This is a genomic window from Mycolicibacterium aichiense, assembly GCF_010726245.1.
Taxonomy (GTDB): Bacteria; Actinomycetota; Actinomycetes; order Mycobacteriales; family Mycobacteriaceae; genus Mycobacterium; species Mycobacterium aichiense.
In genome coordinates this window covers 5,680,965-5,705,815 of sequence record NZ_AP022561.1, presented here as the reverse complement: position 1 = coordinate 5,705,815, position 24,851 = coordinate 5,680,965, and the positions used below count along the sequence as shown (strand labels likewise).

At 67.4% G+C, this 24,851-nt stretch carries 27 protein-coding genes and 1 pseudogene; 13 read left to right on the top strand and 15 right to left on the bottom strand.

The genetic code is table 11. The annotated features are described in order from the left end of the window. Positions 1-10 precede the first annotated feature (10 nt). Positions 11-1,189 (bottom strand): sensor histidine kinase, encoded by a 1,179-nt coding sequence (locus tag G6N32_RS27310; RefSeq protein ID WP_232077380.1) that lies wholly within the window; start codon positions 1,187-1,189, stop codon positions 11-13. 126 nt (positions 1,190-1,315) lie between these two features. Here G6N32_RS27310 and G6N32_RS27305 point away from each other — a divergent pair, with 126 nt between their 5' ends. Continuing rightward, on the top strand, positions 1,316-2,860 hold the full coding sequence (locus tag G6N32_RS27305) for a multicopper oxidase family protein (RefSeq protein ID WP_115318067.1): 1,545 nt from the start codon (positions 1,316-1,318) through the stop codon (positions 2,858-2,860). 25 nt (positions 2,861-2,885) lie between these two features. On the opposite strand, the gene upp is transcribed toward G6N32_RS27305, so the two are convergent. The 6 genes from upp to G6N32_RS27275 form a co-directional block, all read right to left on the bottom strand. Next, positions 2,886-3,515, bottom strand: coding sequence for a uracil phosphoribosyltransferase (upp, locus tag G6N32_RS27300; RefSeq protein WP_115318068.1), 630 nt, complete (start codon positions 3,513-3,515; stop codon positions 2,886-2,888). After that, on the bottom strand, positions 3,515-4,732 hold the full coding sequence (locus G6N32_RS27295) for a URC4/urg3 family protein (RefSeq protein WP_115318069.1): 1,218 nt from the start codon (positions 4,730-4,732) through the stop codon (positions 3,515-3,517). The genes upp and G6N32_RS27295 overlap by 1 nt, the downstream gene beginning before the upstream one ends. Continuing rightward, positions 4,732-6,006, bottom strand: a complete 1,275-nt coding sequence (locus tag G6N32_RS27290; protein WP_115318070.1) for a GTP cyclohydrolase II — start codon at positions 6,004-6,006, stop codon at positions 4,732-4,734. The genes G6N32_RS27295 and G6N32_RS27290 overlap by 1 nt, the downstream gene beginning before the upstream one ends. An 82-nt stretch (positions 6,007-6,088) precedes the next feature. Continuing rightward, positions 6,089-6,736 (bottom strand): TIGR03085 family metal-binding protein, encoded by a 648-nt coding sequence (locus tag G6N32_RS27285; RefSeq protein ID WP_115318071.1) that lies wholly within the window; start codon positions 6,734-6,736, stop codon positions 6,089-6,091. Beyond that, positions 6,723-7,583, bottom strand: coding sequence for an SAM-dependent methyltransferase (locus G6N32_RS27280; protein ID WP_232077378.1), 861 nt, complete (start codon positions 7,581-7,583; stop codon positions 6,723-6,725). The genes G6N32_RS27285 and G6N32_RS27280 overlap by 14 nt, the downstream gene beginning before the upstream one ends. Further along, positions 7,580-8,623, bottom strand: a complete 1,044-nt coding sequence (locus G6N32_RS27275) for a zinc-binding dehydrogenase (RefSeq protein WP_115318970.1) — start codon at positions 8,621-8,623, stop codon at positions 7,580-7,582. The genes G6N32_RS27280 and G6N32_RS27275 overlap by 4 nt, the downstream gene beginning before the upstream one ends. 66 nt (positions 8,624-8,689) lie before the next feature. On the opposite strand from G6N32_RS27275, the gene G6N32_RS27270 reads away from it, so the two are divergent. Next, positions 8,690-9,145, top strand: coding sequence for a PPOX class F420-dependent oxidoreductase (locus G6N32_RS27270; RefSeq protein WP_115318971.1), 456 nt, complete (start codon positions 8,690-8,692; stop codon positions 9,143-9,145). Here the strand turns inward: G6N32_RS27270 and G6N32_RS27265 are convergent. The 3 genes and pseudogenes from G6N32_RS27265 to G6N32_RS27255 all read right to left on the bottom strand — a co-directional run. After that, complete coding sequence (locus G6N32_RS27265) at positions 9,093-10,016, bottom strand: ferredoxin family protein (protein ID WP_115318072.1); 924 nt, start codon at positions 10,014-10,016, stop codon at positions 9,093-9,095. The two genes, G6N32_RS27270 and G6N32_RS27265, sit on opposite strands and share 53 nt — an antisense overlap. Then, complete coding sequence (locus tag G6N32_RS27260; RefSeq protein WP_115318073.1) at positions 10,013-11,218, bottom strand: cupin domain-containing protein; 1,206 nt, start codon at positions 11,216-11,218, stop codon at positions 10,013-10,015. The genes G6N32_RS27265 and G6N32_RS27260 overlap by 4 nt, the downstream gene beginning before the upstream one ends. Before the next feature lie 12 nt (positions 11,219-11,230). Next, positions 11,231-11,413 (bottom strand): annotated as a pseudogene (locus tag G6N32_RS27255) (BatC protein); the annotation flags it as partial. A 163-nt stretch (positions 11,414-11,576) separates the two neighbouring features. Here G6N32_RS27255 and G6N32_RS27250 point away from each other — a divergent pair. Both G6N32_RS27250 and G6N32_RS27245 read left to right on the top strand, forming a co-directional pair. Continuing rightward, positions 11,577-12,032 carry a hypothetical protein gene (locus G6N32_RS27250; protein WP_232077376.1) on the top strand — a complete coding sequence of 152 codons (456 nt, stop codon included), beginning with the start codon at positions 11,577-11,579 and terminating at the stop codon, positions 12,030-12,032. A gap of 53 nt (positions 12,033-12,085) precedes the next feature. Next, positions 12,086-13,264, top strand: a complete 1,179-nt coding sequence (locus G6N32_RS27245) for a zinc-dependent alcohol dehydrogenase (RefSeq protein WP_115318075.1) — start codon at positions 12,086-12,088, stop codon at positions 13,262-13,264. Here G6N32_RS27245 and G6N32_RS27240 read toward each other — a convergent pair. Next, entirely contained in the window at positions 13,254-13,880 is a 627-nt protein-coding gene (locus G6N32_RS27240) for a TetR/AcrR family transcriptional regulator (protein WP_115318076.1), read from the bottom strand. The two genes, G6N32_RS27245 and G6N32_RS27240, sit on opposite strands and share 11 nt — an antisense overlap. Positions 13,881-13,989: 109 nt before the next feature. Between G6N32_RS27240 and G6N32_RS27235 the strand changes: the two genes are divergently transcribed. After that, positions 13,990-15,318: a cytochrome P450 gene (locus tag G6N32_RS27235; protein ID WP_115318077.1), complete on the top strand. Its 1,329-nt coding sequence runs from the start codon at positions 13,990-13,992 to the stop codon at positions 15,316-15,318. A 74-nt stretch (positions 15,319-15,392) separates the two neighbouring features. Here the strand turns inward: G6N32_RS27235 and msrA are convergent, their stop codons facing one another. Beyond that, positions 15,393-15,902, bottom strand: a complete 510-nt coding sequence (gene msrA / locus G6N32_RS27230; protein WP_102808477.1) for a peptide-methionine (S)-S-oxide reductase MsrA — start codon at positions 15,900-15,902, stop codon at positions 15,393-15,395. Then, a complete protein-coding gene (gene msrB / locus G6N32_RS27225; RefSeq protein ID WP_115318078.1) occupies positions 15,899-16,372 on the bottom strand; it encodes a peptide-methionine (R)-S-oxide reductase MsrB in 474 nt (157 codons plus the stop codon). The genes msrA and msrB overlap by 4 nt, the downstream gene beginning before the upstream one ends. Before the next feature lie 205 nt (positions 16,373-16,577). Here msrB and G6N32_RS27220 point away from each other — a divergent pair, with 205 nt between their 5' ends. The 8 genes from G6N32_RS27220 (at position 16,578) to G6N32_RS27185 (ending at position 22,369) form a co-directional block, all read left to right on the top strand. Continuing rightward, entirely contained in the window at positions 16,578-16,994 is a 417-nt protein-coding gene (locus G6N32_RS27220; RefSeq protein WP_232077373.1) for a hypothetical protein, read from the top strand. Positions 16,995-17,045: 51 nt separating this feature from the next. Next, positions 17,046-17,546 carry a nuclear transport factor 2 family protein gene (locus tag G6N32_RS27215; RefSeq protein ID WP_115318079.1) on the top strand — a complete coding sequence of 167 codons (501 nt, stop codon included), beginning with the start codon at positions 17,046-17,048 and terminating at the stop codon, positions 17,544-17,546. Further along, positions 17,543-18,562 carry an NAD-dependent epimerase/dehydratase family protein gene (locus G6N32_RS27210; RefSeq protein WP_172507227.1) on the top strand — a complete coding sequence of 340 codons (1,020 nt, stop codon included), beginning with the start codon at positions 17,543-17,545 and terminating at the stop codon, positions 18,560-18,562. Before G6N32_RS27215 ends, G6N32_RS27210 begins: the two co-directional genes overlap by 4 nt. Before the next feature lie 43 nt (positions 18,563-18,605). Then, on the top strand, positions 18,606-18,965 hold the full coding sequence (locus G6N32_RS27205) for a cupredoxin domain-containing protein (RefSeq protein WP_115318975.1): 360 nt from the start codon (positions 18,606-18,608) through the stop codon (positions 18,963-18,965). Positions 18,966-18,985: 20 nt separating this feature from the next. After that, complete coding sequence (locus G6N32_RS27200; RefSeq protein ID WP_410432353.1) at positions 18,986-20,353, top strand: NAD(P)/FAD-dependent oxidoreductase; 1,368 nt, start codon at positions 18,986-18,988, stop codon at positions 20,351-20,353. A 78-nt stretch (positions 20,354-20,431) separates the two neighbouring features. Next, positions 20,432-20,809, top strand: a complete 378-nt coding sequence (locus G6N32_RS27195) for a DUF427 domain-containing protein (RefSeq protein WP_115318080.1) — start codon at positions 20,432-20,434, stop codon at positions 20,807-20,809. Positions 20,810-20,813: 4 nt separating this feature from the next. Continuing rightward, a complete protein-coding gene (locus G6N32_RS27190; protein ID WP_232077371.1) occupies positions 20,814-21,737 on the top strand; it encodes a DNA-3-methyladenine glycosylase family protein in 924 nt (307 codons plus the stop codon). An 80-nt stretch (positions 21,738-21,817) separates the two neighbouring features. After that, complete coding sequence (locus G6N32_RS27185) at positions 21,818-22,369, top strand: Dps family protein (protein ID WP_115318081.1); 552 nt, start codon at positions 21,818-21,820, stop codon at positions 22,367-22,369. Here G6N32_RS27185 and aqpZ read toward each other — a convergent pair. Together aqpZ and G6N32_RS27175 are read right to left on the bottom strand one after the other, a co-directional pair. After that, the gene (gene aqpZ, locus G6N32_RS27180; protein ID WP_276047466.1) at positions 22,366-23,115 is read right to left on the bottom strand and encodes an aquaporin Z; all 750 of its coding nucleotides are present in this window, start codon (positions 23,113-23,115) and stop codon (positions 22,366-22,368) included. The genes G6N32_RS27185 and aqpZ overlap by 4 nt on opposite strands. Positions 23,116-23,234: 119 nt before the next feature. Further along, positions 23,235-24,683 (bottom strand): chloride channel protein, encoded by a 1,449-nt coding sequence (locus G6N32_RS27175; protein WP_115318082.1) that lies wholly within the window; start codon positions 24,681-24,683, stop codon positions 23,235-23,237. Positions 24,684-24,851: the final 168 nt, after the last annotated feature.

Sequence of the window (24,851 nt, the reverse complement as noted above, 5' to 3'; positions counted from 1 at the left end):
TCGGAGAAGCTCACGCGTATTCGCGTTGATTGCCGCGGCGAGCCCCGGCTACCGGCAGGCTGGGGACCGTCACCGTGAAGGTGGTGCCTGCCCCGGGGCCGGGGCTGGTCGCGGTGATCGTGCCGCCGTGCGCCTCTGTCAATGCCTTGGCGATGGCGAGCCCGATGCCGGAGCCGCCCCGGTTGCGATTGCGCGCCGAGTCAGCGCGGTAGAAGCGCTCGAAAACGTGCGGAAGGTGTTCGGCCGCAATACCCTCGCCGTCGTCGCTCACTGTGAAGTCGACGTCGTCGCCCGTGGAGCCCACAGTGAGCCGAACACGACCGCCCGGCGGGGTGTGACGTAATGCATTGTCCAGCAGGTTGTTCAACACCTGTGCCAGGCGTTGGCGGTCGGCCCAGAGCCGGATGCCTTCACCCACCTGAATGTTCAGCGCGACGTTCTTCGCGGCGTAGCGGTCGGCAAGGGCGGCACCGACGGAGCGGGCGACCTCGTCGGCCTCGATCCATGCCGGGGTGATCGTGGCATGAGCTTCTTCGGCCTGCGCCAGGGCGGCGGCGTCGGCCGAGAACCGCACCAGACGGCCGGTCTGCTCCCGCAACATCGCAATGGTCGGCTGGTCAAGGACTTTCACGCCGTCCTCAACGGCTTCCAGGTAGGCCTCCAGCACGGCCACCGGTGTCCGGATCTCGTGAGCGAGATCGCCGAACAGCTGCCGCCGGCTCGATTCGACGGCTTGCAGCCGGTCCGCCATCTTGTTGAATGCTGTTGCCATCTCGTCGAATTCCCGGCCGAGTCGAGGTGGTGCGACACGGATGTCGTAGCGACCCTCGGCCACCGCCGACGCGGCCGCCGAGACCTCGGCGACGGACTTTTGCAGCCGCCGGCTCAGGTAGGCCGTCGCGATCAGCGCGGTGAGTGCGGCCACCGTGATCGCCACCCCGATGGAGAGCGCAGTGGCGTGCTGGTAGGCCTGCTCTGCGTGGTACTGCTCGTTGGAATCGTGGGCGACGCCGGCCATGTGCAGGTGCTCACGGAACAACGGTGGCCCCACCACTGATGCGACGACCCAGGTGGTCACCCCGCCGGCGAGGAGGACCAGAGTCTGTGCCAGCAGCAGTCGCCGGCGCATGCCGAATCCGCTGAGCAGGGCTCCCGGCACGCGCGGCAATGCCTGCGAGGAGAGATTCATGTCTTCATCGTGCCGCGCCGGCGCCGCGGGATCGGGTCTTGAGCGAATCTTCACAGAACCAACACCAAACCCGCTGTGGGTCCGCCGCAATCTAGAAGACGAACCCTCGAGAAGACAGGATTGGTGATGAGTCGACAGGCGCTCACCCGGCGCGGCTTCCTAGCCGCGGGAGTCCTCGGAGGCGCGGCGTTGGTGGCCTGTGGTCGGTCAGCCAACTCCGGGCCCACCGGAGGCGCCCCGACGCCGGGTGCGATCGACGCCGCGGAGGCGGCCAGGCCGCACACCGGCAGAACGGTCACCGCCCACCTGACCCCCGGCCCCGCCGACATCGACCTCGGCGGGGCCAGGGCACGCACATTCGCCTACAACGGGCAGGTCCCGGGTCCGCTGATCAGGGCCAACGTCGGTGACGACATCGCAGTCACCGTTGACAACGGACTCGATCACCCGACCTCGGTGCACTGGCACGGGATCGCGTTGCGCAACGACATGGACGGTGCCAGCCCGGCCAGTCCGAACATCGCACCCGCGACCGGCTTCATCTATCGGTTCAGCTCCCCTCATCCCGGAACGTACTGGGCGCACCCGCATACCGGCCTGGACACCGATTTCGGCCTGTACGTACCGGTCATCGTGGACGATCCGGCTGAGCCGGGACGCTACGACGCCGAGTGGATTGTGATGCTCGACGACTGGACATCCGGCGTCGGAACCAGCCCTGAGCAGATCTTCCGAGGGCTGCAGTCGATGGGCGGCATGGGGCAGATGCAGATGCCGGGGATGGGCGGTATGGGACACATGCCGGGCATGGGCGGTATGGGATCGATGCCCGGCGTTCCCGGCGTCGGCGGTGTGGGAAGCAGTGACCTGCTCGGCGGCGACGCCGGTGACGTCAGCTACCCGTACTACGTCGTCAACGGCCGCATCCCGTCAGCTGCCACGACGTTCGCCGCGAAACCCGGGAACCGCATTCGCATCCGGATCATCAATGCCGCCGCCGATACCGCGTTCCGGGTCGCCCTGGCCGGGCATCGCATGACCGTCACTCATACCGACGGGTTTCCCGTCCGGCCCGATGATGTCGATGCTCTCCTGGTCGGTATGGGCGAGCGCTACGACGTCATCGTGACCGCGGGCGACGGGGTGTTTCCTCTCGTTGCCGCCGCCGAGGGTAAGAACGCTGTCGCACGTGCGCTGTTGTCGACCGGCGGCGGGAGCGCCCCAGACGCCGCGTTCCGGCCCACGCAACTCACCGGACGGGTCGGAACGGTCGACACCTTCACTGCCGCAACGGAAGTCCAGCTACCGGCCACCAGCGATCATGCGTTGCAGGTTCGGCTGTCGGGCATGATGATGCGCTACGACTGGATGATCAACGGCAGGCCCTATGACCAGACGGTTCCGTTGCAGGTCCACCGGGGCCAGAACATCACGCTGACCTTTGTCAACGACTCCATGATGTGGCATCCGATGCACCTGCACGGCCACACCTTCCAGGTGCTCAAACCCGATGGCAGCACGGGGCCGCGGAAGGACACCGTGATCGTCAAACCGATGCAGACGGTGGCGGTGCGGATGATCGCGGACAACCCCGGAGAATGGATGCTGCACTGTCACAACGCATATCACATGGAGGCCGGAATGATGACCACCATGAACTACACCGGCTAGCGGGCCAGGATTGCTGGCGCGGAGCCTATTTCGTGCCGAACAGCCGATCCCCGGCGTCGCCGAGACCCGGCACGATGTAGCCATGCTCGTCGAGTCCGCGGTCCACCGCCGCGGTGTAGATCGGTACCTCCGGATGGGCATCGTGCATGACGGCGATCCCTTCCGGGCAGGTGAGTAGGCAGACGAACTTGATGGACCGGGGCCGAAATTCCTTGAGGCGATCCACGGCCGCCACCGCCGAGTTGCCGGTGGCCAGCATCGGGTCGACCACGACCACCTCGCGCTCGTGTAGGTCGCTGGGCATCTTGAAGTAATACTCCACGGCAACACGGGTTTTCGGATCCCGGTACAGCCCGATGTGTCCGATCCGGGCTCCGGGCACGACGGTCAGCATCCCATCGAGGATGCCGGTGCCGGCTCGCAGGATGGCGACAAAGACCAGCTTCTTACCATCGATGACGGTGCCGGTGGTGGTCTCCAGCGGGGTTTCCACCACGATGTCGTGGGTCGGGGTGTCACGTAGCACCTCGTAGGCCAGCAGCGTGGCCATCTCGTTGGCCAGCCTGCGGAACGTGTTGGTGGACGTGACCTTGCGCCGCATCAGGGTCAGCTTGTGCTGCACCAGTGGATGGCCGATGACGTGGACGTCGCGCATCAGAACACTGTGCCATCGCTGGCGATGGACAGCGGCGGGAGGCCGCCGCGCAGCTGCTGAGCGAGTGTCCTGCCTGCCGCCCAGGTGCCGCCCTCCAAGACCCGCGCCAGTGGCATCTGGTCGGCGTCGACGCCGAGCCGCCGACGGACCAGGGGAGCGAGCTCGTCGAGCAGTGTGACGGTCAGCGCGCGCCACTCGACCACCAATTCGTCTGCGACGCTGACACTTCGAGTGGCATCCGCGCTGTTGCGCAACCGGAGAACACCGCTGTCCAGCAGCAGTCCACCGTTGCGGTACTCGGGCAGCCCGGTCAGCTCGTCGAGATCGGTCACGGTGATCCCGGCCCAGCTGAACGGCTCCAGCAGCGAGTACGTGAGCCACTGCGAGAGTTTGTGAAACGGCATCCATCCCGCGGTCAGGCCGGGACCGTCCAGCGCGGAGTGCCGCCAGCAGTCGCCGAGGGGTTCGTCACCGATCATGCTGCCGCCCGGCCAAATTGGCGCCAGCGAGTCCAGCACCATCGACAACAGCTCGGATGCGCGGGCTGAGCTGCCCCCCACGGCGTGGACCAATCCGCCCGGGCGGCCATCGGCGCCGAATACCTCCGGTTGGGCGGCGGTGACCGCACCCAGCCGGTGCAGGATCGCCACCCGGCCGTCGAGGCCGACGAGCGGATTCGTGCCGTCGACCTGGAACGCGTCGGCAAGCCGCTGTTCGGTGAGCCCTGCCAGCCCGGCGGTGTCGACCCGCAGCGGATCGTCCGGGTGGGAGGAGAACAGTCCCGAGGCAAAGGCGTGAAAGCTCGCCACCCCCAAGCCTTCTGAACGGCTCAGCTGTAGCCCCGTCCCCGGTTCGACATAGGACCAGGACGGGCCGGCGCCGGCGTCGAGCAGCACGCTGACCACGGTGAGGTCGACCAGCGCCGTGGCCTCGGCGCGGCTGAGTAGCTCAGCCCTGCGATCGACACCGCCGGCCTCGAAATGGCGCCAGCGGCTGTGGAACGGGACCTGCAGATCCGGATAGTGTCGACGGGTGACCTCGGCGACCGATTCGGCGGCCGCGTCCAGTGCATCGTCGTGCACCGTGAACCACCGCGAATCGCCTGCGCGGGCGCGTTCGGTCAACAATCCCGCCCGCTCACGGACGGCGCGAGTACTGCGCAGCGCAGCGGCCGCCCCCGCCGGGCTGTCCACGTCGACCTCGATCGCGGCGCCCATCAATGCTCCAGCCCGCGGCCCTTGGCCTTCTTCAATTCGGCGGCATCCGGAACCGGACCGGGCGTGAAGTAGCCTGCAGCCATTTTGGCGTCGATCTCCACCCGAGCGTCGGCCGGGATCAACTCGTCGGGGATGTTGACCCGCTCGCCGACCTCGATCCCGGAGCCGACGATCGCGTCGTACTTCATGTTGCTCATCGACACCAGGCGGTGGATCTTCTGGATGCCCAGCCAGTGCAGTACGTCGGGCATCAACTCCTGGAATCGCATGTCCTGCACTCCCGCAACGCATTCGGTGCGGGCGAAGTATGCCTCGGCGGTGTCGCCGCCCTGCTGACGCTTGCGGGCGTTGTAGACCAGGAACTTGGTCACCTCGCCGAGCGCACGACCTTCCTTGCGGGAGTAGGCGACCAGCCCGACGCCGCCGCGCTGGGCACCGAGGATGCATTCCTCGATCGCGTGCGTCAGATACGGCCGGCAGGTACAGATGTCGGAGCCGAACACATCTGAGCCGTTGCATTCGTCGTGAACCCGAGCCGTCAGTTCCACTGAGGGGTCGGCGAGATCGTGGGCGTTGCCGAAGATGTAGAGGGTCTGCCCCCCGATGGGGGGAAGGAAGACCTCGAGATCGCTTCGCGTGACCAGCTCGGGGTACATGCCCCCGGTCTCTTCGAACAGGACCCGGCGGAGATGCGCCTCGCTGCACCCGAAACGCTCGGCGACACCAGGCAGATACCAGACCGGCTCGATCGCGGCCTTGGTCACCAGCGCCGCGCCGCCGGGCAACAAGAACCGGCCGTCCGGGACCAGCCGCCCCTTGTCGATGGCGTCGGCGATCTCCGGAAGTATCACGTGAGCTTTGGTCACCGCGATGGTCGGCCGGATGTCGTGTCCGGCGGCCAGTTCGGCGGCGAACGCGTCGGCCACCATCGCCCCCCACGGGTCGAGGCTGACGATTGCCTCGGGACGACTCCATTGCGGGTAGGGGCCGATGCTGTCGGTGGGCGCGGTGTTGGTCAGGTCGGCCCGATGCTCGCGTGACAGCGCTCCGGCGGCCACTGCCAGCGCGCGATACACGCTGTATGAACCGCTATGGGTACCAACGACGTTGCGGTGACTGCGGGTACTGGTGGTGCCGATCAGCGGACCGCGCTCGGCGGGGGTGGCCGCGCCCCAGCTGATCGGCAGGGCGTCGTCGGCGCCGTGATGCGATGTCAGCCGGATATGCCCGGGCTGGCCCTTCGGCGCGGCCGGTGACGGCGCTTCGGCGGACATGTGCGCTCCTTCCGCAAGACGCCAGCCTAGTCACCATCCACACTTTCTGCCGAACGTCGCGTGCGCCCAGAGGACGGCGCCCTCACATCCCGAACCGTGCGCGCCGCACCGCTGCGACGGCATCCGGCGGCCCGAGGACGTCAACGCGTGCCGCATCCTGACGGCCGAACAGGTACAGCAGGAGCTCACCGGGCGCGCCGCTGAGCTCGACGACCGGGTCGCCAGGGCGGGCGCGACAGCGGTGTGTATCCCAGATCAGGTCCACGCCGATAGTGCGCACCCGGCGGGCCAGGAAGCGGCTGCCGCGCTCGACATTTCGCCACAGCGCGGCCTGCAGGTCGGCGGTCAGGTCCGTCCGCGGGCCCTCACCATTGGCTCGCCGGACGTCCTCGTGGTGGACGAAGAACTCGTTGAGACTGGGGAAGTCGCGCACCCAGCTCAGCCGGAAGAAGCCGAAGGGTGGACCGGACCGCAGCCGGTCCACGAGCCAGGAGAAGTCCCGGTGTTGGACCAGTGCCGCGGTGCGCCGCTCGGCGAACCGCGCGGGCGGTCCGGGGAGAACCAGACAGGGCGCGGCAATCGGGTCGCGCTCGCGCAGCAGCAGGTGGGCGGCGAGGTGCTTGGTGGTGAACCCGTCGAGCAGGGTGGGCGCGTCCGGGCCGAGACGTTCGAAGAGATCGCACAGCGCCACCCGCTCCCGGGTGTCGAACGGCGGATCAGTGCTCGGCATACACGGCTCGTTCGATCTCGGACACCACGTCGGTGCGTCCGGCCGGCCGCAGGTAGCGGGCCGTGTACTCGGCCGGACCGACCTGATCGATCTCACGCCAGCCGTATTCGGCCAGTAGGGGCGAGACATCGGCGGGGTTCAGCCCGAACCGCCACAGGGGTTTGTCGACCACGAACTGCTTTCGGGCCCGCTGCGCGCCGTACAACTGCTGCCCGGTCAGAAAATCCGCACGGATGAACGTGAACGTCAGTCCGCTGCCGGACCCTGCGTGCGAGAGGTAGTCCAACGTCCTACGCACTGCCGGTTCGGTCAGGTATTGGGTGACCGCCTCCCATACGTAGAACGTCCGCTGCTGGGCGCTGAACCCGTTGCGCTGCAGGACGTCTGCGAGATCATCGGTCTCAAAGTCCACCGGTAGCAGGGTCACGTTGTCCGGGACGCGGCCGAATGTACGACGCACCGCGGCGGCCTTGCGCGCGGTATTGGCCGGCAGGTCGACCTCGCACACCGGAACTCCGGCAAGCGCCGGCATCCGATAGGCCCGGGTGTCATAACCGGCGCCGAGAATTACCACAGCATCAACACCCTTGGCGACCGCCGCGTCGAGCTGATCGTCGATGTAGCGTTTGCGGCACAGGAAGCCGGCCCAGCCGTCGGCGATCTGTCGGGCGGTCGCCGCCCGCAACACCCGGCGCACCGGCGACCAGCGAGTGGCTGCTGCGATGAAGCGGGTCGGAGCGGGAAGCAGACCTGCGGCCCACGGATCGCGCACCAGTGGGGTCGGCTCGTGCTGGTCGGCCGCCACGATCACCATCGGGCCGAGAGCGGTCCCAGCGGCGGCGCTCACGGTTGGACGAGCACCCTGATCGGATTGCCTTCGGCAGTTTCGAGAATGCGGATGCCGTCGGCGATGTCTTCGAGCGGGATGATCTGGCTGATCGAGCGGGACAGATCCAATCGGCCACGGGACACCAGCTGCGCCAGCGTCTCGATGTCCTTGTTGTGGTAGCCGAGATGCCCGAGCACCTGGCGTCGGGTCAGGCCGAACATCGACGTCGGCCCCACGGTGGGGGATTCGGCGCTCATACCGACCCCCACCAGCCGGCCGCCGCCGGTCAGCGAGTTCAGCGCCTGCTCGAAAGTGACCTTCAATCCGACGGCGTCGAACGCGACATCGAGTCCGCGCCCGCCGGTGGCCTCGGCGAGCTTGTCGGCGAGATCCGGGTCGCGCGAGTCGAATGCGTAATCGGCGCCGAGTTCCAGCGCGCGGTCGCGGACCGCAGGGTTGAGGTCGACCGCGACAATCGGAACCGCTCCGACCAGCCGCGCCAGCTGGACGATGTGCGTGCCGACACCGCCGACGCCCCACACGCCGACCGATTCCCCGATGACCACCTTGCCGGTGTTGACCACCGCTCCGAACGGGGTGGATACCGCGTCGGCGAGGATCGCGGCCTGCTCCAGTGGCACGTTGTCCGGTACGCGGGTCAGTCCGGCGGCCTGCGCGACGGTGTATTCCGCCCAGGCGCCGTCATAGGCGAACGCCATCAGCTGCAACCGCAGGCAGGTGGCCATGTCTCCGCGCCGGCAGTTGACGCACTGCCCGCAGGGCCGGCCCGCGGCGACGACCACCCGGTCACCCTCGGACCAGCCGGTCACACCGGGACCGAGTTTCGCGATGGTTCCGGACGCCTCGTGGCCCTGGGTCACCACCGGACGCTGGGCGGGGAACGTGCCGTTGATCAGGCTGAGGTCGGAGTGGCAGATGCCGCAGAACGCCACCTTGACCAGCACCTCACCCTCGCCCGGCTCGGGGATCGGGACATCTTCCAGCGCAACAGTTTTGGTGTCGGCGTAGAAGCGTTCCGCCCGCATGGTGCCCATGATGTCCTCCTGAGGTCGAAAGACAAACGTACGCCCGGTGCCGCCCGGATCAGGCCTAGAGTGGGGAATATGTCGCCCAAGATCGCCACCGCCGACTCCGTGGACCTCGATCAGCTGCTGGAGTTCGTCCGACCCCGCCATCGCATGGTGCTGACCACCTTCCGCGCCGACGGCTCGCTGCAGAGCTCGCCGGTGACCGGCGGCGTCGACGAGCAGGGCCGCCTGGTGATCTCCAGCTATCCGCAGCGTGCCAAGTCGGCGAACATCCGCCGCACCGGGCGAGCGAGCGTGGTGGTGCTCTCCGACGAGTTCAACGACGCTTACGTGCAGATCGACGGGCCCGCCGAGGTGATCGAGTTGCCCGACGCCGTGGAACCGCTGGTCGACTATTTCCGCGCGGTCGCGGGCGAGCACTCGGATTGGGACGAGTACCGGGAGGCGATGGTCAAACAGGGCAAGTGCCTGATCCGGGTCACCCCGCAGCGTTGGGGTCCGGTGGCGACGGGCGGCTTCCCACCGTCGTAAGCGAGGCGAGCGTGTAGATCCGCACCCGCCCCGGCACGGTGGCGTTGCATTGCGACAGCAGAGGCTCCGAGAGCTCCTCGTTGAGCACCACCTCGACCGGGTCGGGATCGGCGCCGAGCACCACCCGGATGGTGCCGTCACCCGGCTCGACCTCCAACGGGGGGAAGGCGGCTATGCGATCGTCGCCGAACGCCTCTCGGGCGAAATGCTGTGCGGCCTGCACAGCGTGGGGAAGTGACGTGCGTCCGCGCAGGAACCGGTCGTCCAGCCGGCCGTGCAGGTAGCGGCTCACCAGTTCGGCCGCGTCAGCCTGGTCCACTCGCCCGTAACACAGTCCCGCGGGCAGCACGAGCATGGTCGCCGCGAACCGATCACCGCCCAGATGTGAGCATTCCCAGGCGAATTCGGGATAAACGGCGGCGATCGCCGCGGCAGCCGACCGGCCGCGCACGGCGCAGCACATGTCGTGGCGGCCATGGGCGCAGACCGCGACGAGCGGGTCGGTCGAGACAGTGCCGTCAGAGCCGTCCAACGCAACGTCGAGGTAGTCACGCGGGTCGGTTACCTCGCCGCCGTACAACGCTTCGCTGCCGACGGTGCACTGCGCGACGAACCAGCGCCATCGTGGCGCGGTCTCCCGGCGGCCGTGCTTGCGGATCGCCGCGATCCGCATGCCGGCTGATTCGGCGCGCCGGACGACGGCCAGCCCCAGCTTCGGGTCGATACACGACGGTGAGCCCAGGAACGCCGAATGTCCCCAGCCGCCTCCCAATTCGAGCAGCAGCCACGACGTACCGGCCGATGCCGTCCCGTACATCGGGTCGTTGCGGGCCAGCGACTGGTCGCTGCAGCCCTGCCCGGCTCTACTCATGGCGCAGGGGCGGGGACGACGACTGCTTCCTTGAGCAGGCGCCGGATCAGAACCGCACCGTCAGCGGGGTCGAGCCCCGGCAGCGCGGCGGACCGCACCACCTCGCCGCGGTGCAGCGCGCGCAGCGCCCCGGCGCAGGACGCGGGGAACGTGATGGTCCGGTCGGGAAGCCGAAGAACAACCCGGCCGTCCGAACTGTCCAGGCCGGCCACCAGGCCACGGCGCCACCGCACCTCGGCGTCGGCGTCGGCGGCTGCGCTCAGGGTGGCCAACGGACGGACCGCGACGGGTCGGGTCAGCCCGGCGTACCGGTCGGTCAGCCGCGCGGCGGCGCCAGTGCTCACGGTTGCCGCGTTGTCCCGCAACGCCGCCACCATCTCGGCCATCACCTTGGTCACCGTGGCGGCCGTCTCGTCCTGATCGGCTGCGATACCCATGGGCAGGGATCGGCGGAAGGCCTCGACACGGGACAGCTCGTCGAGCACGGCGCGCGCCACATCGAGCCCGGTGGTGGACGAGACACCGATGGTGAGGTGAATCGACGTGGTGTCGAGCGCCTGAGCCGCATGGAGCCAGCCTCGGGGCAGGTACAGCGCGTCGCCGGCGTTCAGCACGGCGTCGATCACCGGCTCGCCGCGCACTCGTTGGTCGATCGCCGCCCGATGCTGGGTCCACGGCTGGTCGGGTAGGGGATGGTGGTGGACCGGTTCGTGCACCACCCAGCGCTTCTGTCCGGATACCTGTAGTACGAAGACGTCGTGGACGTCGTAGTGCGGGTCGAAGCCGCGGTTGCCCGGGGGTGTGATGTAGGCATTGGCCTGCACGGGATGGCCGAGATCGTCGACGGCGTCGCGAACGAAGTCGATCACCGGCGGCCATAGCCGGTGTAGGCCCTGTAGGACAACCGTTGCGCCCGTGGCCAATTCGGCGAGGACCTTCGCCGAGTCGACCTGGTCGGCGATCTCTGCGCCGAACCCGGCCGGGCCGAGATAGCAGTCTTTGGCGAGGATCTCGCCGTCGCGGGCCAGCCTGATGAATGGTGCCCGGACACCGCGCTCGGCTATCAGCTCGTCGACCGCCCCGGGAGACAGCAGATCGCTGAAGTCCCGGGGCAGGTCGGCGGCTGAGCTGAGGAGCGGCTTACGGCCCCAGTACTGGTCGGCGAACGTCTGCGCGTCGACCGCACTGCAGCGGCTCAGCATGGAACCGGGTCAGGCGGTGCCGTCGGCGCCGCCGTCGTGGCCTTCGGGGTTCGAACCACCGTCGGCGGGGCCTTCACCGCCGCCGTCGGCCGTGCCGTCGGCACCGCCATCGTGGCCTTCGGGATTGGAGCCGCCGTCAGCGGTGCCCTCGCCGCCGGGGGTGGAAGTCGTGATGTCGTCGTCGTTGAGCGCCATGAAAGATCCTTTCGCGAACCGCAAGAGCACGGCACAGTGTGCAGGGATAGGTGCGAACGGAGTTACCGCGCCGACAGCGACTGAAACCGTCGGAAGCGAGATGGATGTGTCCGGGTGGCCCCGCCAGCGCGACGGCGTCAGCTGCGGGCCGAGTGTGGCCGTGATGACAGGCGCGCTCCTCGACGTTGAGTACGGCGCCCCGCTGCACGCCGAGCGGCCGCAGCCGTGGTTCGACGCTGAGCAGGCTCGGGTGCACCGGGCGATCAACGTGGTGTGGCCGCACGCTCTGGGCGCCACCCCGGCCGGTGTGGCGCGGGCCATGACCGAGCACAGCATCGCCCGCGGTGTGCGCTACCGCTGGCGTCCGGCCCGGTGCCACGACGGGCTGGCCGACGTGTGCGATGCGGTGGCCGCGGGCTGGCCGGTGGCGATGCTGATCGGTGCGGTGCTGCCGCGTCATTGGGTGCTGCTGTTCGAGATCGACGGCGCCGCGCTGCGGTGTTACGAACCGTCCTCCGGTGCGCTGCTCGACATAGCCATCGAGGACATCCGTCGCAGTCGGCTGGCGCGGCTCGGTTTTGCGCGGCCGTTCGCGTTCGTCACTCCGCGCTGTGTTTGAGGACCTGCCGAACGGGCATGCGGGCTCCTGACCCCAAGTGCGAGGAGGATCCCATGCGCGCAGTGACCTGGCACGGCCGCCGTAACGTCTCGGTCGACACCGTCCCCGATCCGCAGATCAAGGAGCCGACCGACGCGATCATCCGCGTAACGAGCACCAACATCTGCGGCTCCGATCTGCACCTCTACGAGGTGCTCGGTGCCTTCATGTCGCCGGGGGACATTCTCGGACACGAGGCCATGGGCGTGGTCGAAGAAGTCGGCGACCAGGTCTCTGAGCTCAAAGTCGGTGACCGCGTGGTGATTCCGTTCAACATCTCCTGTGGGCACTGCTTCATGTGCGGTCAGGGGCTGCAAAGCCAATGCGAGACAACACAAAACCGCGACCAGGGCACCGGTGCAGCATTGTTCGGCTATTCCAAGCTGTACGGCGAAGTGGCCGGCGGCCAGGCCGAGTATCTGCGGGTACCGCACGCCAATTACACCCACATCAAAGTCCCGGTCGGCGGCTCCGACGACCGCTACGTGTATCTGTCCGACGTCTTGCCCACCGCCTGGCAGGGTTTGGAATACGCGGACGTGCCGGACGGCGGCACCCTGGTGGTGCTCGGACTCGGACCGATCGGGTCGATGGCGTGCCGGATGGCCGCGCACCGCAACCGGCACCGGGTGATCGGCATCGATCTGGTGACCGATCGGCTGGAGCGTGCCCGCCCCTACTGCGAGGAAGTCATCGACCTTCGCGAGGGCGACGTGCTGGAGCGAGTGCTTGATCTGACCGACGGCCGCGGCGCCGATTCCGTCATCGACGCCGTCGGGATGGAGGCACACGGGTCTCCCGTCGCCGAATTCGCCCAGACCGCAGCAGGATTCCTCCCGTCTCCGCTCGGTCGGGCTGTCATGCGTAACGCGGGCGTGGACCGGCTGGCGGCGCTGCACACCGCGATCGCGGTGGTCCGCCGCGGCGGTACAGTGTCACTGTCGGGTGTCTACGGCGGCGCCGCGGATCCGATCAACCTGATGGTGATGTTCGACAAGCAGATCCAGCTCCGCATGGGGCAGGCCAACGTCAAGCGCTGGATCCCCGATATCATGCCGCTGCTCACCGACGACGATCCGTTGGGAGTGGACACCTTCGCCACCCATCGGCTTCCGTTGTCGGACGCCCCGAAGGCCTACGAAACGTTCCAGAAGAAGGCCGACAGCATGTTCAAAGTGGTTCTCAAACCTTAGGAAACTGAGGTCTCGGCCCCAGCAACGCGAGCGAGACGGCCAGCGCCGGCTCGATGATGTCGCTGGCCGGATCGCCGTCCTCCATAGTTTGCGCGGTGAGCTCGCGCAGGCCGCCGACCAGGATGACCGCCATAGCATGAGAGATCGGCGGCAGTCCGGCGGTTCGGAATCCGTCGTTACTGGACAGGTCGACGATCATGGTGGCGAGTCGGGCGAACCCCCGGCGCAGGGTGGGCCGGGCATACTCGCCCAAGGCGGGCAGTTCGCGGATCCAGCTCAAGGTGATCGCGCGCCGCTCGTCGATGTGCTCGACGTAGGTGACCACGGCTTGGCGGATCTGCTCATGCCAGGGCGCGCGCGGATCGACGGCAGCGCTGATTGCCTCGACGAGTTCGTCGTTGTTGGCGGTGAGCAACTCGGCGAAACAGTCTTCCTTGGTGGCGAACTCGCTGTAGAAGGTGCGCTTGGAGGTGCGGGCGTATCGGACGATGTCGGCGACGGTGGTGTCGCGGTAGCCGCGTTCTTCGATAGACGCGGCAAGCCCGTCGAGCAGCCGCCGTCGGAAGCCGTCGTTTCGGCCGACGGCAGGAGCCTCGGGAACGGCTGTCGTGGTCACCGACCTCCTTTCGCACGCCACCCTTGTCAGGGCTGGTACCGAAGGGTACCGTACCCCACAAGCCAGTGGTACAACGCGGTACCACGCAATGTGTGGGAGGGCGTCACCGATGAGCCAAGCGTCAACCGTCGCCGCGCCGGTCCGTGCCGAAACGAAGTTGCCGCCGTCACCGGGGTTGCCGAATGCACTGGTCAGCTTTGCGTTCATGATGGCCCGCCGGCCCACGACCGAGTGGATGACCCGACGCTACGGGCGCTGCGTCACCGTGCGGATACCGGTGTTCGGCAACACCGTCGTCGTGTCCGACCCCGCGCTGACCAAGCAGATCTTCACCACCAGCCCGGACATCCTCTACAACATCCAGCCCAATCTGAGCCGGCTGCTGGGCCCGGGTTCGGTCTTCGCCCTCGACGGCGTCGAGCACCGGGTGCGGCGCAAGCTACTCACCCCGCCGTTCCACGGCAAGAGCATCCGGGCCTATGAGCAGATCGTGGTCGAGGAGACTCTGCGCGAGATCGAATCCTGGCCGCAGGGAACCGAATTCGAAACGCTCGAGCCGATGATGCACATTACGTTGAACATCATTCTGCGGGCGATTTTCGGCGCCGACGGTGTCGAGTTGCAGCGCCTGCGCGAGCTCATCCCGAAGTGGGTGACGCTGGGATCCCGGCTGGCTGTGCTGCCTTCGCCGAAGCGGGAAATGCCCTGGACGCCGTGGGGAAAGCTCGTCGAGTACCGCCGGGAGTACGAGCGCCTGGTGGACACGCTGATCAGCCAGGCGCAGAGCGACCCCAACCTCGAGGACCGCACCGATGTGCTGTCGCTGTTCCTGCGCAGCACCTACGACGACGGCTCGGCGATGACGCGCGGCGAGATCGGCGACGAACTGCTGACTCTGCTGGCCGCCGGCCATGAGACCACCGCGTCCACGCTCGCGTGGGCCTTCGAGCGGATCTCCCGCCACCCCGAGGTGCTGAGCCGGCTGGTAGCCGAAGCCGCCACCGACGACAACGCCTATCGACAGGCCACGATCCTGGAAGTCCAGCGCAATCGGACGGTGATCGACTTCTCTGGCCGTCACGTACAGGCGCCGAGCTACGAACTCGGTGAATGGGTTGTGCCGCAAGGCTATTCAGTGATGGTCAGCCTGTGCCAGCTGCACGAGAATCCGGAGATGTTTCCCGATCCGGAGCGCTTCGACCCGCTGCGGTTTCTCGACACCAAGCCCAACACCTTCGCGTGGGTCCCGTTCGGCGGGGGGACCCGGCGCTGCATCGGCGCCGCGTTCGCCAACATGGAGATGGACGTCGTCCTGCGTACGGTGTTGCGGCACGTCACGATCGCGACCACCAGCGCGCCGGGGGAGAAGTGGCACTCCCGGGGCGTGGCGTTCACCCCGAAAAAGGGTGGGCGCGTCGTGGTACACCGCCGCGGCTAGAACCGCGACGAGTGTGCGTCCTCATCCGCGAACAGCGGTGTGTCGCGTACGAATCCGCACACTCGGCGCGATCCCTAGACCTGAGCCCGCTTCGGTAGCTTCCACCCCGCCCGCGGGAAGTGGCAGGTGTAGCCGTTGGGGTAGTGCAGCAGGTAGTCCTGATGCTCCGGCTCGGCATCCCAGAAATCACTGGCCGGGGTCACCTCGGTGACCACCTTGCCCGGCCACAGCCCGGATGCGTCGACGTCGGCGATGGTGTCCAACGCGACCTGCTTCTGCTCGTCGTCGAGGTAGAAGATCGCCGACCGGTAGCTGGTGCCGACGTCATTGCCCTGCCGGTTCTTCGTGCTCGGATCGTGGATCTGGAAGAAGAACTCCAGCAGCGCGCGGAAGTCGGTCTGCGCCGGGTCGTACTCGATCTCGATCGCCTCGGCGTGGCCGGGATGGTTGCGGTAGGTGGGGTGGTCGTTCTGGCCGCCGGTGTAACCCACCCGGGTGGACACCACGCCGGGCTGCTTGCGGATCAGATCCTGCATGCCCCAGAAGCAACCGCCTGCCAGAATCGCCCTCTTGGTGTTGCTCACGCGTCCTCCTTGGAAGTCTCGAACAGATGCTTGTACTCGCCGTAGCCCTGCGCCTCGAGGTCGTCGAGCCCGATGAATCTCAGCGAAGCTGAGTTGATGCAGTAGCGCAACCCTCCCTGCGCGCGAGGGCCGTCTTTGAACACGTGCCCCAGATGGCTGTCGCCGGCCGCCGAGCGAACCTCGGTACGGACCATCAGGTGGCTGAAGTCCCTCTTGGTGACGACGTTTGCTTTTCCGGGGGACGACTCGATCGGCTTGGTGAAACTCGGCCAGCCGGACCCACTCTCGAATTTGTCGGTCGAGGCGAACAACGGTTCGCCCGAGACGACGTCGACGTAGATGCCCGGCTCGTGGTTGTCCCAATACTCGCCGGTGAAGGGCCGCTCGGTCCCGTTCTCCTGGGTCACCCGATATTGCTCCGGGGACAGCGCGGAAACGGCGGCGGGATTGCGGTGATAGTCATGCGCCATGCCTGTACAACCTCAATGATTGTTCGGATAGTTCCCATGTCAGAGATCAGTCAGAACCGACGCGCGCTGCGGCGCTGAGCCTCGCTGTAACAACGTCGGTAGGTGGGTCTTGGCATCGGTACCACGACCCCATCCCCGCCTCAGGCCGTTTGTGAGCGTGCCGGTAGCCACGTGTAATTGCGGCGAGAGCGGGTAGCGCAACCCCATGGTGATGAGGTGGGCGATCGTCGTTGTCGGAGTACTGGCGCTGGTGACCGGAGTGGCAGGACTGCTGAGTCCGGTGTCGGCCGGACCGGGGCATCGGGGGCCCGTTTCGGTTGAGCCGGCGCAGGTTCGGTGTGGCAGCGCGGTCGCTCCAGACCTGTCCGCCGCGCGGGCGGCGACGGTGCAGGGCGGAAAGAACACGCCCAGCCCAGCGGGTGTGCCGGAGACGCCGGGCATGGCTGAACCGCATGACGACATCATCGTCAACACCGACTACGTGGAGTTGTGCCACAAGGAGCTGACCGATCGGCGGATCTGGACGATCGTCCTGTCGGGGGTTGGGGCCGTCGCGATCCTCGGTATCGGCCTGTCAGCCGTTTTGTCCCGGAGATCACGCAGTCGCGCCGCCGGGTCGTGATACCGACAAGCCCTCGACAAAGGTCGATAGAACGTGTTCTAGTTTGAAGCTGTGGCGCGATTTTCCCGTGAAGAATTGACCGAAGCTTTTGCAACGTTCGAGAACACCGTCGCCGAGGCCGCCAGAACCCAGGACTGGGACGCCTGGGTGAGTCACTACACCCCCGACGTCGACTACATCGAGCACGCGATGGGGACGATGAAGGGCCGCGACGAAGTGCGCGCCTGGATCACCAAGACCATGGGCAGCTTCCCCGGCAGCTACATGACCGAGTTCCCGTCGCTGTGGGCGGTGTTCGACGAGGAGACCGGGCGGGTCATCTGCGAGTTGGACAACCCGATGCGCGACCCCGGTGACGGCACGATCATCAGCGCCACCAACATCTCGATCGTCACCTACGCCGGCGACGGCCTCTGGTCGCGCCAGGAGGACATCTACAACCCGCTGAAATTCCTGCAGGCCAGCATGAGGTGGTGCAAGAAAGCCGAGAAGCTCGGCACCCTCGACGAGGAGGCGGCCGCCTGGATGAAGGCCAACGGGGGCATGAAGTGACCCAGCCGAAACTGGTCATCGGGGCCAACGGCTTCCTCGGCTCGCACGTCACCCGGCAGCTGGTCGCCGACGGGCATCAGGTGCGAGTCATGGTGCGGCCGAACGCGTCCACGATCTCCATCGACGACCTCGACGTGCAGCGCTTCGTCGGCGACATCTGGGACAACGACGTGCTGCGTGAGGCGATGGCCGGCGTCGACGACGTCTACTACTGCGTGGTCGACGCCCGCGGCTGGCTCAGCGATCCGGCCCCGCTGTTCCACACCAACGTCGAGGGCACCCGCAACGTTCTCGACATCGCCAGGGGCGCCGGCCTGCATCGCTTCATCTTCACCAGCAGCTACGTCACTGTCGGCCGCCGTCGTGGCCGGACGGTCACGGAAGCCGACATCATCACCGACCGCGGACTCACCCCCTACGTCCGGTCCCGGGTGCAGGCCGAACAACTGGTGCTGCGCTACGCCCGCGAACACGGGCTGCCGGCGATCGCGATGTGCGTGTCCACGACCTATGGCGGCGGTGACTGGGGGCGAACCCCGCACGGCGCCATCATCGCCGGGGCCGCCTTCGGGAAGCTGCCGTTCGTGATGGGCGGTATCGAACTCGAAGCGGTCGGCGTCGACGACGCGGCCCGCGCGATGATCCTGGCCGCCGAGCGCGGCCGGGTCGGGGAGCGCTACCTGATCTCCGAGAAGATGATCAGCAACGCCGAAGTGGCCCGCATCGCGGCCTTGGAGGCGAACATGCCGCCGCCGACGAAGACGATCCCGCTCCCGGTCGCCTACGCGCTGGCCGCGCTGGGCACCGCAAAAGCGCGGCTGCAGAAGACCGACGAGAAGCTGTCGTTGGGCTCGCTGCGGCTGATGCGCGCCGAGGGACCGCTGGACTGCAGCAAGGCCGTTCAGGAACTCGGTTGGCAGCCGCGCCCCGTCGAGGAATCCATCCGCGAAGCCGCGCGCTTCTGGGTTGGGCTGCGCGAGGCGAAACGGCAGGCGAAGGCAAGCCGGTCGGAGTAAGCGGGGGGTTGAACCCAGCCGCAGGCCAATACGTGTCCCGCGTATGACGCCACGCATCTTTGCTCTGTACGTCGCCGTCGCATTCGCTGCTGTTCTCCTGGTGGCGGCGTGCTCGGCGGGGACCAAAGCTTCACCGTCGTCCGCTCCGCCCGCGGCCGGCCCGACGATCAGCATCGCCGACATGAAATTCGGCTCGCCCGGCCCGGTGTCACCCGGAGCCACCATCACCGTCACCAATTCCGACGGCGTCGAGCACACCGTCACCGCCGACTCCGGCGCCGCGTTCAACGTCGAGGTCGGCGAGAAGGGCACGGCCACCTTCACGGCTCCGAGCAAGCCGGGAACCTACGCCTATCACTGCACCTATCACCCGTCGATGCACGGACAGCTCGTCGTCCAGTAGATCGGTCTAGCCTGTCGTGCGTGGCAATTAACGGCGCCGTCTCGCACTGGTTCACCGAGCTTCCCCAACCGCGTCCCGCGCTGCCGGGTGACCGCGATGCCGACGTCTGCATCGTCGGCGCGGGCTACACCGGGCTGTGGACCGCCTACTACCTGAAGAAAGCCGACCCCTCGCTGCGGATCGTGGTGCTGGAGGCGCGGTTCGCCGGGTTCGGCGCCTCCGGACGCAACGGCGGCTGGCTGTCCGGCCTGGCGCCCGGCCACCGCGGGCTGCTGGCCAAGAAGTACGGCCGCGCCAACGTCGTCGCCTGGCAGCAGACCCTCAACGCCGCCGTCGATGAAGTGATCGACGTGGCCGCGCACGAAGGTATCGAGGCCGACATCGTCAAGGGCGGCAACCTCGAGGTGGCCCGCAACCCCTCGCAGGCACGCCGGCTGCGCGCCGAGGCCGACGAGGACCGTGAGTGGGGCACCGACGGCATCGAACTGCTGACCGCCGCCGAAGCAGCCGCGCGGATCCGGGTGGACGGCGTGGTGCTCGGGATGTTCAACCCGCACTGCGCCCGCATCCAGCCCGCCAAGCTGGCCCGTGGCCTCGCCGACGTCGTGGAGCGTCTCGGCGTCACCATCTACGAACAGACCCCGGTGACCACGATCAGCCCCGGCCGGGCGGAAACCCCGCGGGGCGTGGTGCGCGCGCCGATCGTGCTGCGCGCCACCGAGGGCTTCACCGCCCGGATGCGCGGATTGCGGCGGCGCTGGCTGCCGATGAACAGCGCGATGATCGCCACCGAGCCGATGTCCGACGACGTCTGGGCGTCCATCGGCTGGGCGGGCCGGGAAACGCTGGGCGATCTGGCGCACGGGTTCTTCTACGCCCAGCGCACCGCCGACAATCGCATCGCGATCGGCGGCCGGGCGGTGCCCTATCGCTACGCCTCCCGCATCGACAACGACGGCGCGGTCGGCGCCGACACCATCGCCTACCTGACCGGGGTGCTCAACACCGCGCTGCCGCAGACCCGCGGGGTGCCGATCGCCCACGGCTGGTGCGGCGTGCTGGGCGTCCCCCGGGACTGGTCGGCCGGTGTCAGCCTCGATCCGGTCACCGGACTCGGCGAGGCGGGCGGTTACGTCGGCCACGGTGTGACGGCGACCAACCTGGCCGGCCGGACCCTGACCGACCTGGTGCTCAAACGGTCCACCCCGTTGACCGCGCTGCCCTGGGTCGGTCACCACTCGGCCACCTGGGAGCCCGAGCCGCTGCGCTGGCTCGGGGTTCGCGGCATGTACACCGCGTACAAGCTGGCCGACCGGCACGAAGACGGCGGGCGGGCGTCCACCTCCCCGATCGCCGTGATCGCGGACACGATTGCCCGCCGCCCCTGACGGCGCGCGATCTAACGTGGGAATCGTGAGTGCAAGGCGGTGTTGCACCAACTACGCCGATCCCCGGAGGAGACACCGATGAGCACACGTGAGATCAAGCAACCGACCGCCGATCACCCCATCACGATCACCCCGACCTCCGGCCGGGTGCAGGTCCGGATCAACGGCCAACTCGTCGCCGACACCCGCGCCGCGCTCGGCCTTGCCGAATCCACCTATCCGGTGGTGCAGTACATCCCGCTCGGTGACGTCGACCCGGCAGTGCTGGCCTGCACCGACACCCGCACGTACTGCCCGTACAAGGGTGAGGCCAGCTACTACAGCGTCACCGCGGGGGACGCCACGGTCGAGGACGCGATCTGGACCTACGAGGAGCCCTACCCGGCTGTCGCCGCGATCGCGGGACACGTCGCGTTCTACCCGAACAAGGCCGACATCAGCGTCGCGCCGGACTGACCAGGTGCCCCCCGAATCGGTGCGGGAGCGCACGCTGCTGTTTCCCGGGCCTGCCAGCCCGGGGCTGACGCTGGCGCCGCAACGCCGCGGACCCGGCGACCCGTGCTACCAACTCGACGCCGATCGCGCGATCTGGCGCACCAGCCTGCAAGCCAGCGGGCCGGTGACAGCTCGGATCTACCGCACTGCGCCCGACGCCGTGGGGTGCCAGGCGTGGGGCGACGGCGCCGAAGAATTCGTCGAGGCGCTGCCTGCGCTGCTGGGCGTTGACGACGACCCCGCCAGCTATGACCCGCAGCACCCGGTCATCCAGGCCGCCGCCAAACGGGTGCCACATCTGCGCCTCGGCCGCACCGCACGGGTGCTGGAGGCGCTGATCCCCGCGGTGATCGAGCAACGCGTGCCGGGTGCCGACGCGTTTCGCGCCTGGCGCCTGCTGGTCACCAAGTTCGGCAGCCCTGCGCCCGGCCCGGCGCCCGCACGGATGCGGGTGCCGCCGGCGGCCGACGTATGGCGGCGCATCCCGTCGTGGGAGTTCCACCGCGCCAACATCGATCCCGGCCGCGCCCGCACGATCATCGGATGCGCTCAGCGCGCGGACGCGCTCGAACGGTTGTCGGGCCGGCCCACGACCGCGGCCCGCGACGCGCTCACCACACTGCCGGGCGTCGGGGTCTGGACGGCGGCCGAAACCGCGCAGCGCGCATTCGGTGACACCGACGCGCTGTCGATCGGGGACTACCACATCTCGAAGATGGTGGGCTGGACGCTGATCGGCACCCCCGTCGACGATGCCGGGATGGTGGAGTTGCTGGAGCCGGAGCGCCCGCATCGGTACCGCGCTATCCGGTTGCTCGAAGCCGCCCGCTTGGCGTACAAGCCGCGGTTCGGTGCGCGGCTGCCGGTGCAGCACATCAGCAATTTGTGACGCAGCTCTTACATCCGGTTACCAGCACGGCAACCCGGGTATGTGCCGTTCGAGAAGCCAGCGCTCGAAAGGAGCTATTGATGGGTGCAAAGTTCACCGTCCCCGGATTGACCGAAGCGAAGGCTCGTAAGGTGACCGATCTCCTGCAGAAGCAGTTGAGCACCTACAACGACCTTCACCTCACGTTGAAGCATGTGCACTGGAATGTGGTCGGCCCCAACTTCATCGGCGTTCACGAGATGATCGACCCACAGGTCGATCTGGTCCGCGGCTACGCCGACGAAGTCGCTGAACGGATCGCCACTCTGGGCGCGTCGCCGCAGGGCACCCCGGGTGCCATCCTCAAGGACCGCACGTGGGACGACTACAGCGTCGGGCGCGACACCGTCCAGGCGCACCTCGCCGCAGTCGATCTCGTGTATGACGGTGTCATCGAGGACCTGCGCAACAACATCGAGGCAACCGAGGAACTCGACCCGGTGACCCAGGACATCCTCATCGGCCACGCCGCCGAGCTGGAGAAGTTCCAGTGGTTCGTGCGTGCTCACCTCGAAAACGCCGGTGGGACTTTGTCACACGAGGGCAAGTCGACGGAGAAGGGTGCCGCCAAGGCTGCGAAGGCGAAGAGTTAGGCCTTCGAGTCCAGCGTGTCGTCACGGACCGGACGGTCCGCGAGCTCCTCGGCGCGGCCGAACAGCAGCGGGTAGAGAGCACCCGCCACGGCCGCGCCGGCGAGCGGCGCCAGCCAGAACACCCACAGCTGCGCGGGCGCGCCGTCGCCGTTGAAGAACGCCACACCCATCGAACGCGCCGGGTTCACCGATGTGTTCGAGATCGGGATGGAGATCAGGTGGATCAGCGTCAGCATCAATCCGATTGCCAAGCCGGCGAACCCTTTTGGTGCGCGGTCGTCGGTGGCGCCCAGGATCACCAGTAAGAAAAGGAAGGTCAGAAGCGCCTCGGCGATCACCACCGCGGCCAGCGAGTAGTGGAACGGTGAATGCTCACCGAATCCGTTGGCGGCCATATGGCCTGTCGGCGTGAAACCGGCCCTGCCCTTGGCGATCCAATAGATCACCGCCCCGGCGGCCAGGCCGCCGATAACCTGCACCACCCAGTACGCCGGGAGCGCCTTCCATTCGACGCGGCGTGCCAGGGCCGCGCCGAAAGTGACCGCCGGGTTGAAGTGGCCACCCGAGATCGTGCCGAACGCGTAGACGCCGGCCAGGACGGTGAGGCCGAAAGCCAGCGCGACACCGAGGAAACCGATGCCGACGGAGCTGTCTTCAGCCGGGTTGGCGGCGAATACCGCCGCGCCGCACCCGCCCAGAACCAGCAGGAATGTACCGATGAATTCTGCGGCCAGTCGGTGCGCCATCGTTGGAGCTCTCACTGGGTAACCCTTCTCGTCGGTCGGGTCGATCTCCGCTGATGATCGCAGGGCGGTGCCCACGAAAGCACCGAACTTTGCTGAATCGTGTTGAGACGGTGACCTGTTTAGCCGGCGAAGTCGTCGCGCGGCCGCGGCACCTCGTGTGCCGAATCAGCAACCCGTTGGGCGCCGGCGCTGTCTCGATTGAGTCGCTGTGCCTTGTAGATCGATACCGGCGTGCGTGAGATCAGCAGGTAGGCGATCCCGACCGCGACGAGGGCGCACGGTACGACCGAGAAGGAACCGGTCATTTCCGCAACCATGATCATCACGGCAAGAGGTGCGTGAGCCACGCTTCCGAAGCACGCCATCATGCCGACCACCACGAAGAGACCGGGGCTGGCGGGTAGCCCCGGCAGCCCGATGTCGTGCCCGAGCCGCCAGATCGCTGCGCCGACGAATGCGCCGATGACGACACCGGGGCCGAAGATGCCTCCGGAACCTCCGGTGCCGATCGACAACGACGTCGCGATGATCTTGGCGAGCGGAAGCAGCAGCACGATCCACAGCGGGATGGACAGCAGAGTGCTTGTGTCGGAGGCTTTTTGCGCCCACCCGTACCCGCTGGCGAGTACCTGCGGGATGGCGAGTGCAAGGAGACCGACGAGGAGGCCGCCGAGTGCCGGCTTGATGATCTTGTTGCCCGGTAGCTTGGCGGTAACGGAGACGGTGCCGTAGAAGATTCGGGCGTACAGATATCCGAACGCCGCGGCGACGATGCCCAAAACGACGAACCAGATGAGGATCGCCGGTTGATGGAATCGGAAGTCGGAGGCCACGTAGCCGAACAGCGGCTCGAATCCCAGGATCGATCCGAACACGGAGAACGCGGTGGCCGAGGTGATGAATCCCGGAACCAGCACCTTGTAGTCGAAGTCCTCGCGATAGACGATCGAGGCCGCGAGCACTGCGCCTCCGAGGGGCGCCCCGAAGATCGCGCCGATCCCCGATCCGATGCCGAGCGATACCGCGATCCGTCCGTCGTCGTCGGTGAGGTTGAGCCAACGCGTCATCAACGAGCCGAAGCCGGCCGAGATTTGTGCCGCGGGTCCTTCCCGCCCACCCGAACCTCCAGAACCGATCGTCAGCGCACTGGCGATCGTCTTCACCACGATCGTGCGGCCCCTGATCGCCCGCGGGTCGCTGTGGACCGCCTCGATCGCAGAGTCTGTTCCATGGCCCTCAGCTTCGGGGGCGAATTTGGCCACGATCCACGCCGAGACCAGCGCGCCACCGAAAGTCACCAGCGGTATCGCCCAGGGACGGACGAAGCCTGGTGACCCCGGCTGGCCGCCGTCGCCGACCGGCTTGGGAATCTGATAGCCGCCGACGTAGCCGAGCAAAAATTGGCCGGTGTAGTCGAGCGCGAGATAGAAAGTGACTGCCCCGAGTCCGGCGATGATGCCGATAGCGATGCCGAGGATCAGCCATTTCCGCAGATAACCGGACCTGCGAATGAATGCGCCCAACGGACCACCCGGTTCGACGTCACGATTCTGACGCGGCCGCGGCATGGTGTGAGGCTAGCAGGATTGGTGGACCACTGACGTGGATCCAGAACCGAGATGGCGAATCATATTGCAGTTCAAGAGATATCGAGGGCATCGCGGCGCTGTCGAGAGGACGCTCGCGACAGCTCGATTAGGAAGCAGTGTGCAACTATTCCATACTGCAGGAGTGCC

What these genes read in the sequence shown, in the direction of transcription:
- G6N32_RS27310 (WP_232077380.1), bottom strand. Translation starts at nt 1,189, where the DNA reads ATGAATCTCTCCTCGCAGGCATTGCCGCGCGTGCCGGGAGCCCTGCTC.
- G6N32_RS27305 (WP_115318067.1), top strand. Translation starts at nt 1,316, where the DNA reads ATGAGTCGACAGGCGCTCACCCGGCGCGGCTTCCTAGCCGCGGGAGTC.
- upp (WP_115318068.1), bottom strand. Translation starts at nt 3,515, where the DNA reads ATGCGCGACGTCCACGTCATCGGCCATCCACTGGTGCAGCACAAGCTG.
- G6N32_RS27295 (WP_115318069.1), bottom strand. Translation starts at nt 4,732, where the DNA reads ATGGGCGCCGCGATCGAGGTCGACGTGGACAGCCCGGCGGGGGCGGCC.
- G6N32_RS27290 (WP_115318070.1), bottom strand. Translation starts at nt 6,006, where the DNA reads ATGTCCGCCGAAGCGCCGTCACCGGCCGCGCCGAAGGGCCAGCCCGGG.
- G6N32_RS27285 (WP_115318071.1), bottom strand. Translation starts at nt 6,736, where the DNA reads ATGCCGAGCACTGATCCGCCGTTCGACACCCGGGAGCGGGTGGCGCTG.
- G6N32_RS27270 (WP_115318971.1), top strand. Translation starts at nt 8,690, where the DNA reads ATGTCGCCCAAGATCGCCACCGCCGACTCCGTGGACCTCGATCAGCTG.
- G6N32_RS27265 (WP_115318072.1), bottom strand. Translation starts at nt 10,016, where the DNA reads ATGAGTAGAGCCGGGCAGGGCTGCAGCGACCAGTCGCTGGCCCGCAAC.
- G6N32_RS27260 (WP_115318073.1), bottom strand. Translation starts at nt 11,218, where the DNA reads ATGCTGAGCCGCTGCAGTGCGGTCGACGCGCAGACGTTCGCCGACCAG.
- G6N32_RS27250 (WP_232077376.1), top strand. Translation starts at nt 11,577, where the DNA reads ATGACAGGCGCGCTCCTCGACGTTGAGTACGGCGCCCCGCTGCACGCC.
- G6N32_RS27245 (WP_115318075.1), top strand. Translation starts at nt 12,086, where the DNA reads ATGCGCGCAGTGACCTGGCACGGCCGCCGTAACGTCTCGGTCGACACC.
- G6N32_RS27235 (WP_115318077.1), top strand. Translation starts at nt 13,990, where the DNA reads ATGAGCCAAGCGTCAACCGTCGCCGCGCCGGTCCGTGCCGAAACGAAG.
- msrB (WP_115318078.1), bottom strand. Translation starts at nt 16,372, where the DNA reads ATGGCGCATGACTATCACCGCAATCCCGCCGCCGTTTCCGCGCTGTCC.
- G6N32_RS27220 (WP_232077373.1), top strand. Translation starts at nt 16,578, where the DNA reads ATGGTGATGAGGTGGGCGATCGTCGTTGTCGGAGTACTGGCGCTGGTG.
- G6N32_RS27205 (WP_115318975.1), top strand. Translation starts at nt 18,606, where the DNA reads ATGACGCCACGCATCTTTGCTCTGTACGTCGCCGTCGCATTCGCTGCT.
- G6N32_RS27195 (WP_115318080.1), top strand. Translation starts at nt 20,432, where the DNA reads ATGAGCACACGTGAGATCAAGCAACCGACCGCCGATCACCCCATCACG.
- G6N32_RS27185 (WP_115318081.1), top strand. Translation starts at nt 21,818, where the DNA reads ATGGGTGCAAAGTTCACCGTCCCCGGATTGACCGAAGCGAAGGCTCGT.
- aqpZ (WP_276047466.1), bottom strand. Translation starts at nt 23,115, where the DNA reads ATGGCGCACCGACTGGCCGCAGAATTCATCGGTACATTCCTGCTGGTT.
- G6N32_RS27175 (WP_115318082.1), bottom strand. Translation starts at nt 24,683, where the DNA reads ATGCCGCGGCCGCGTCAGAATCGTGACGTCGAACCGGGTGGTCCGTTG.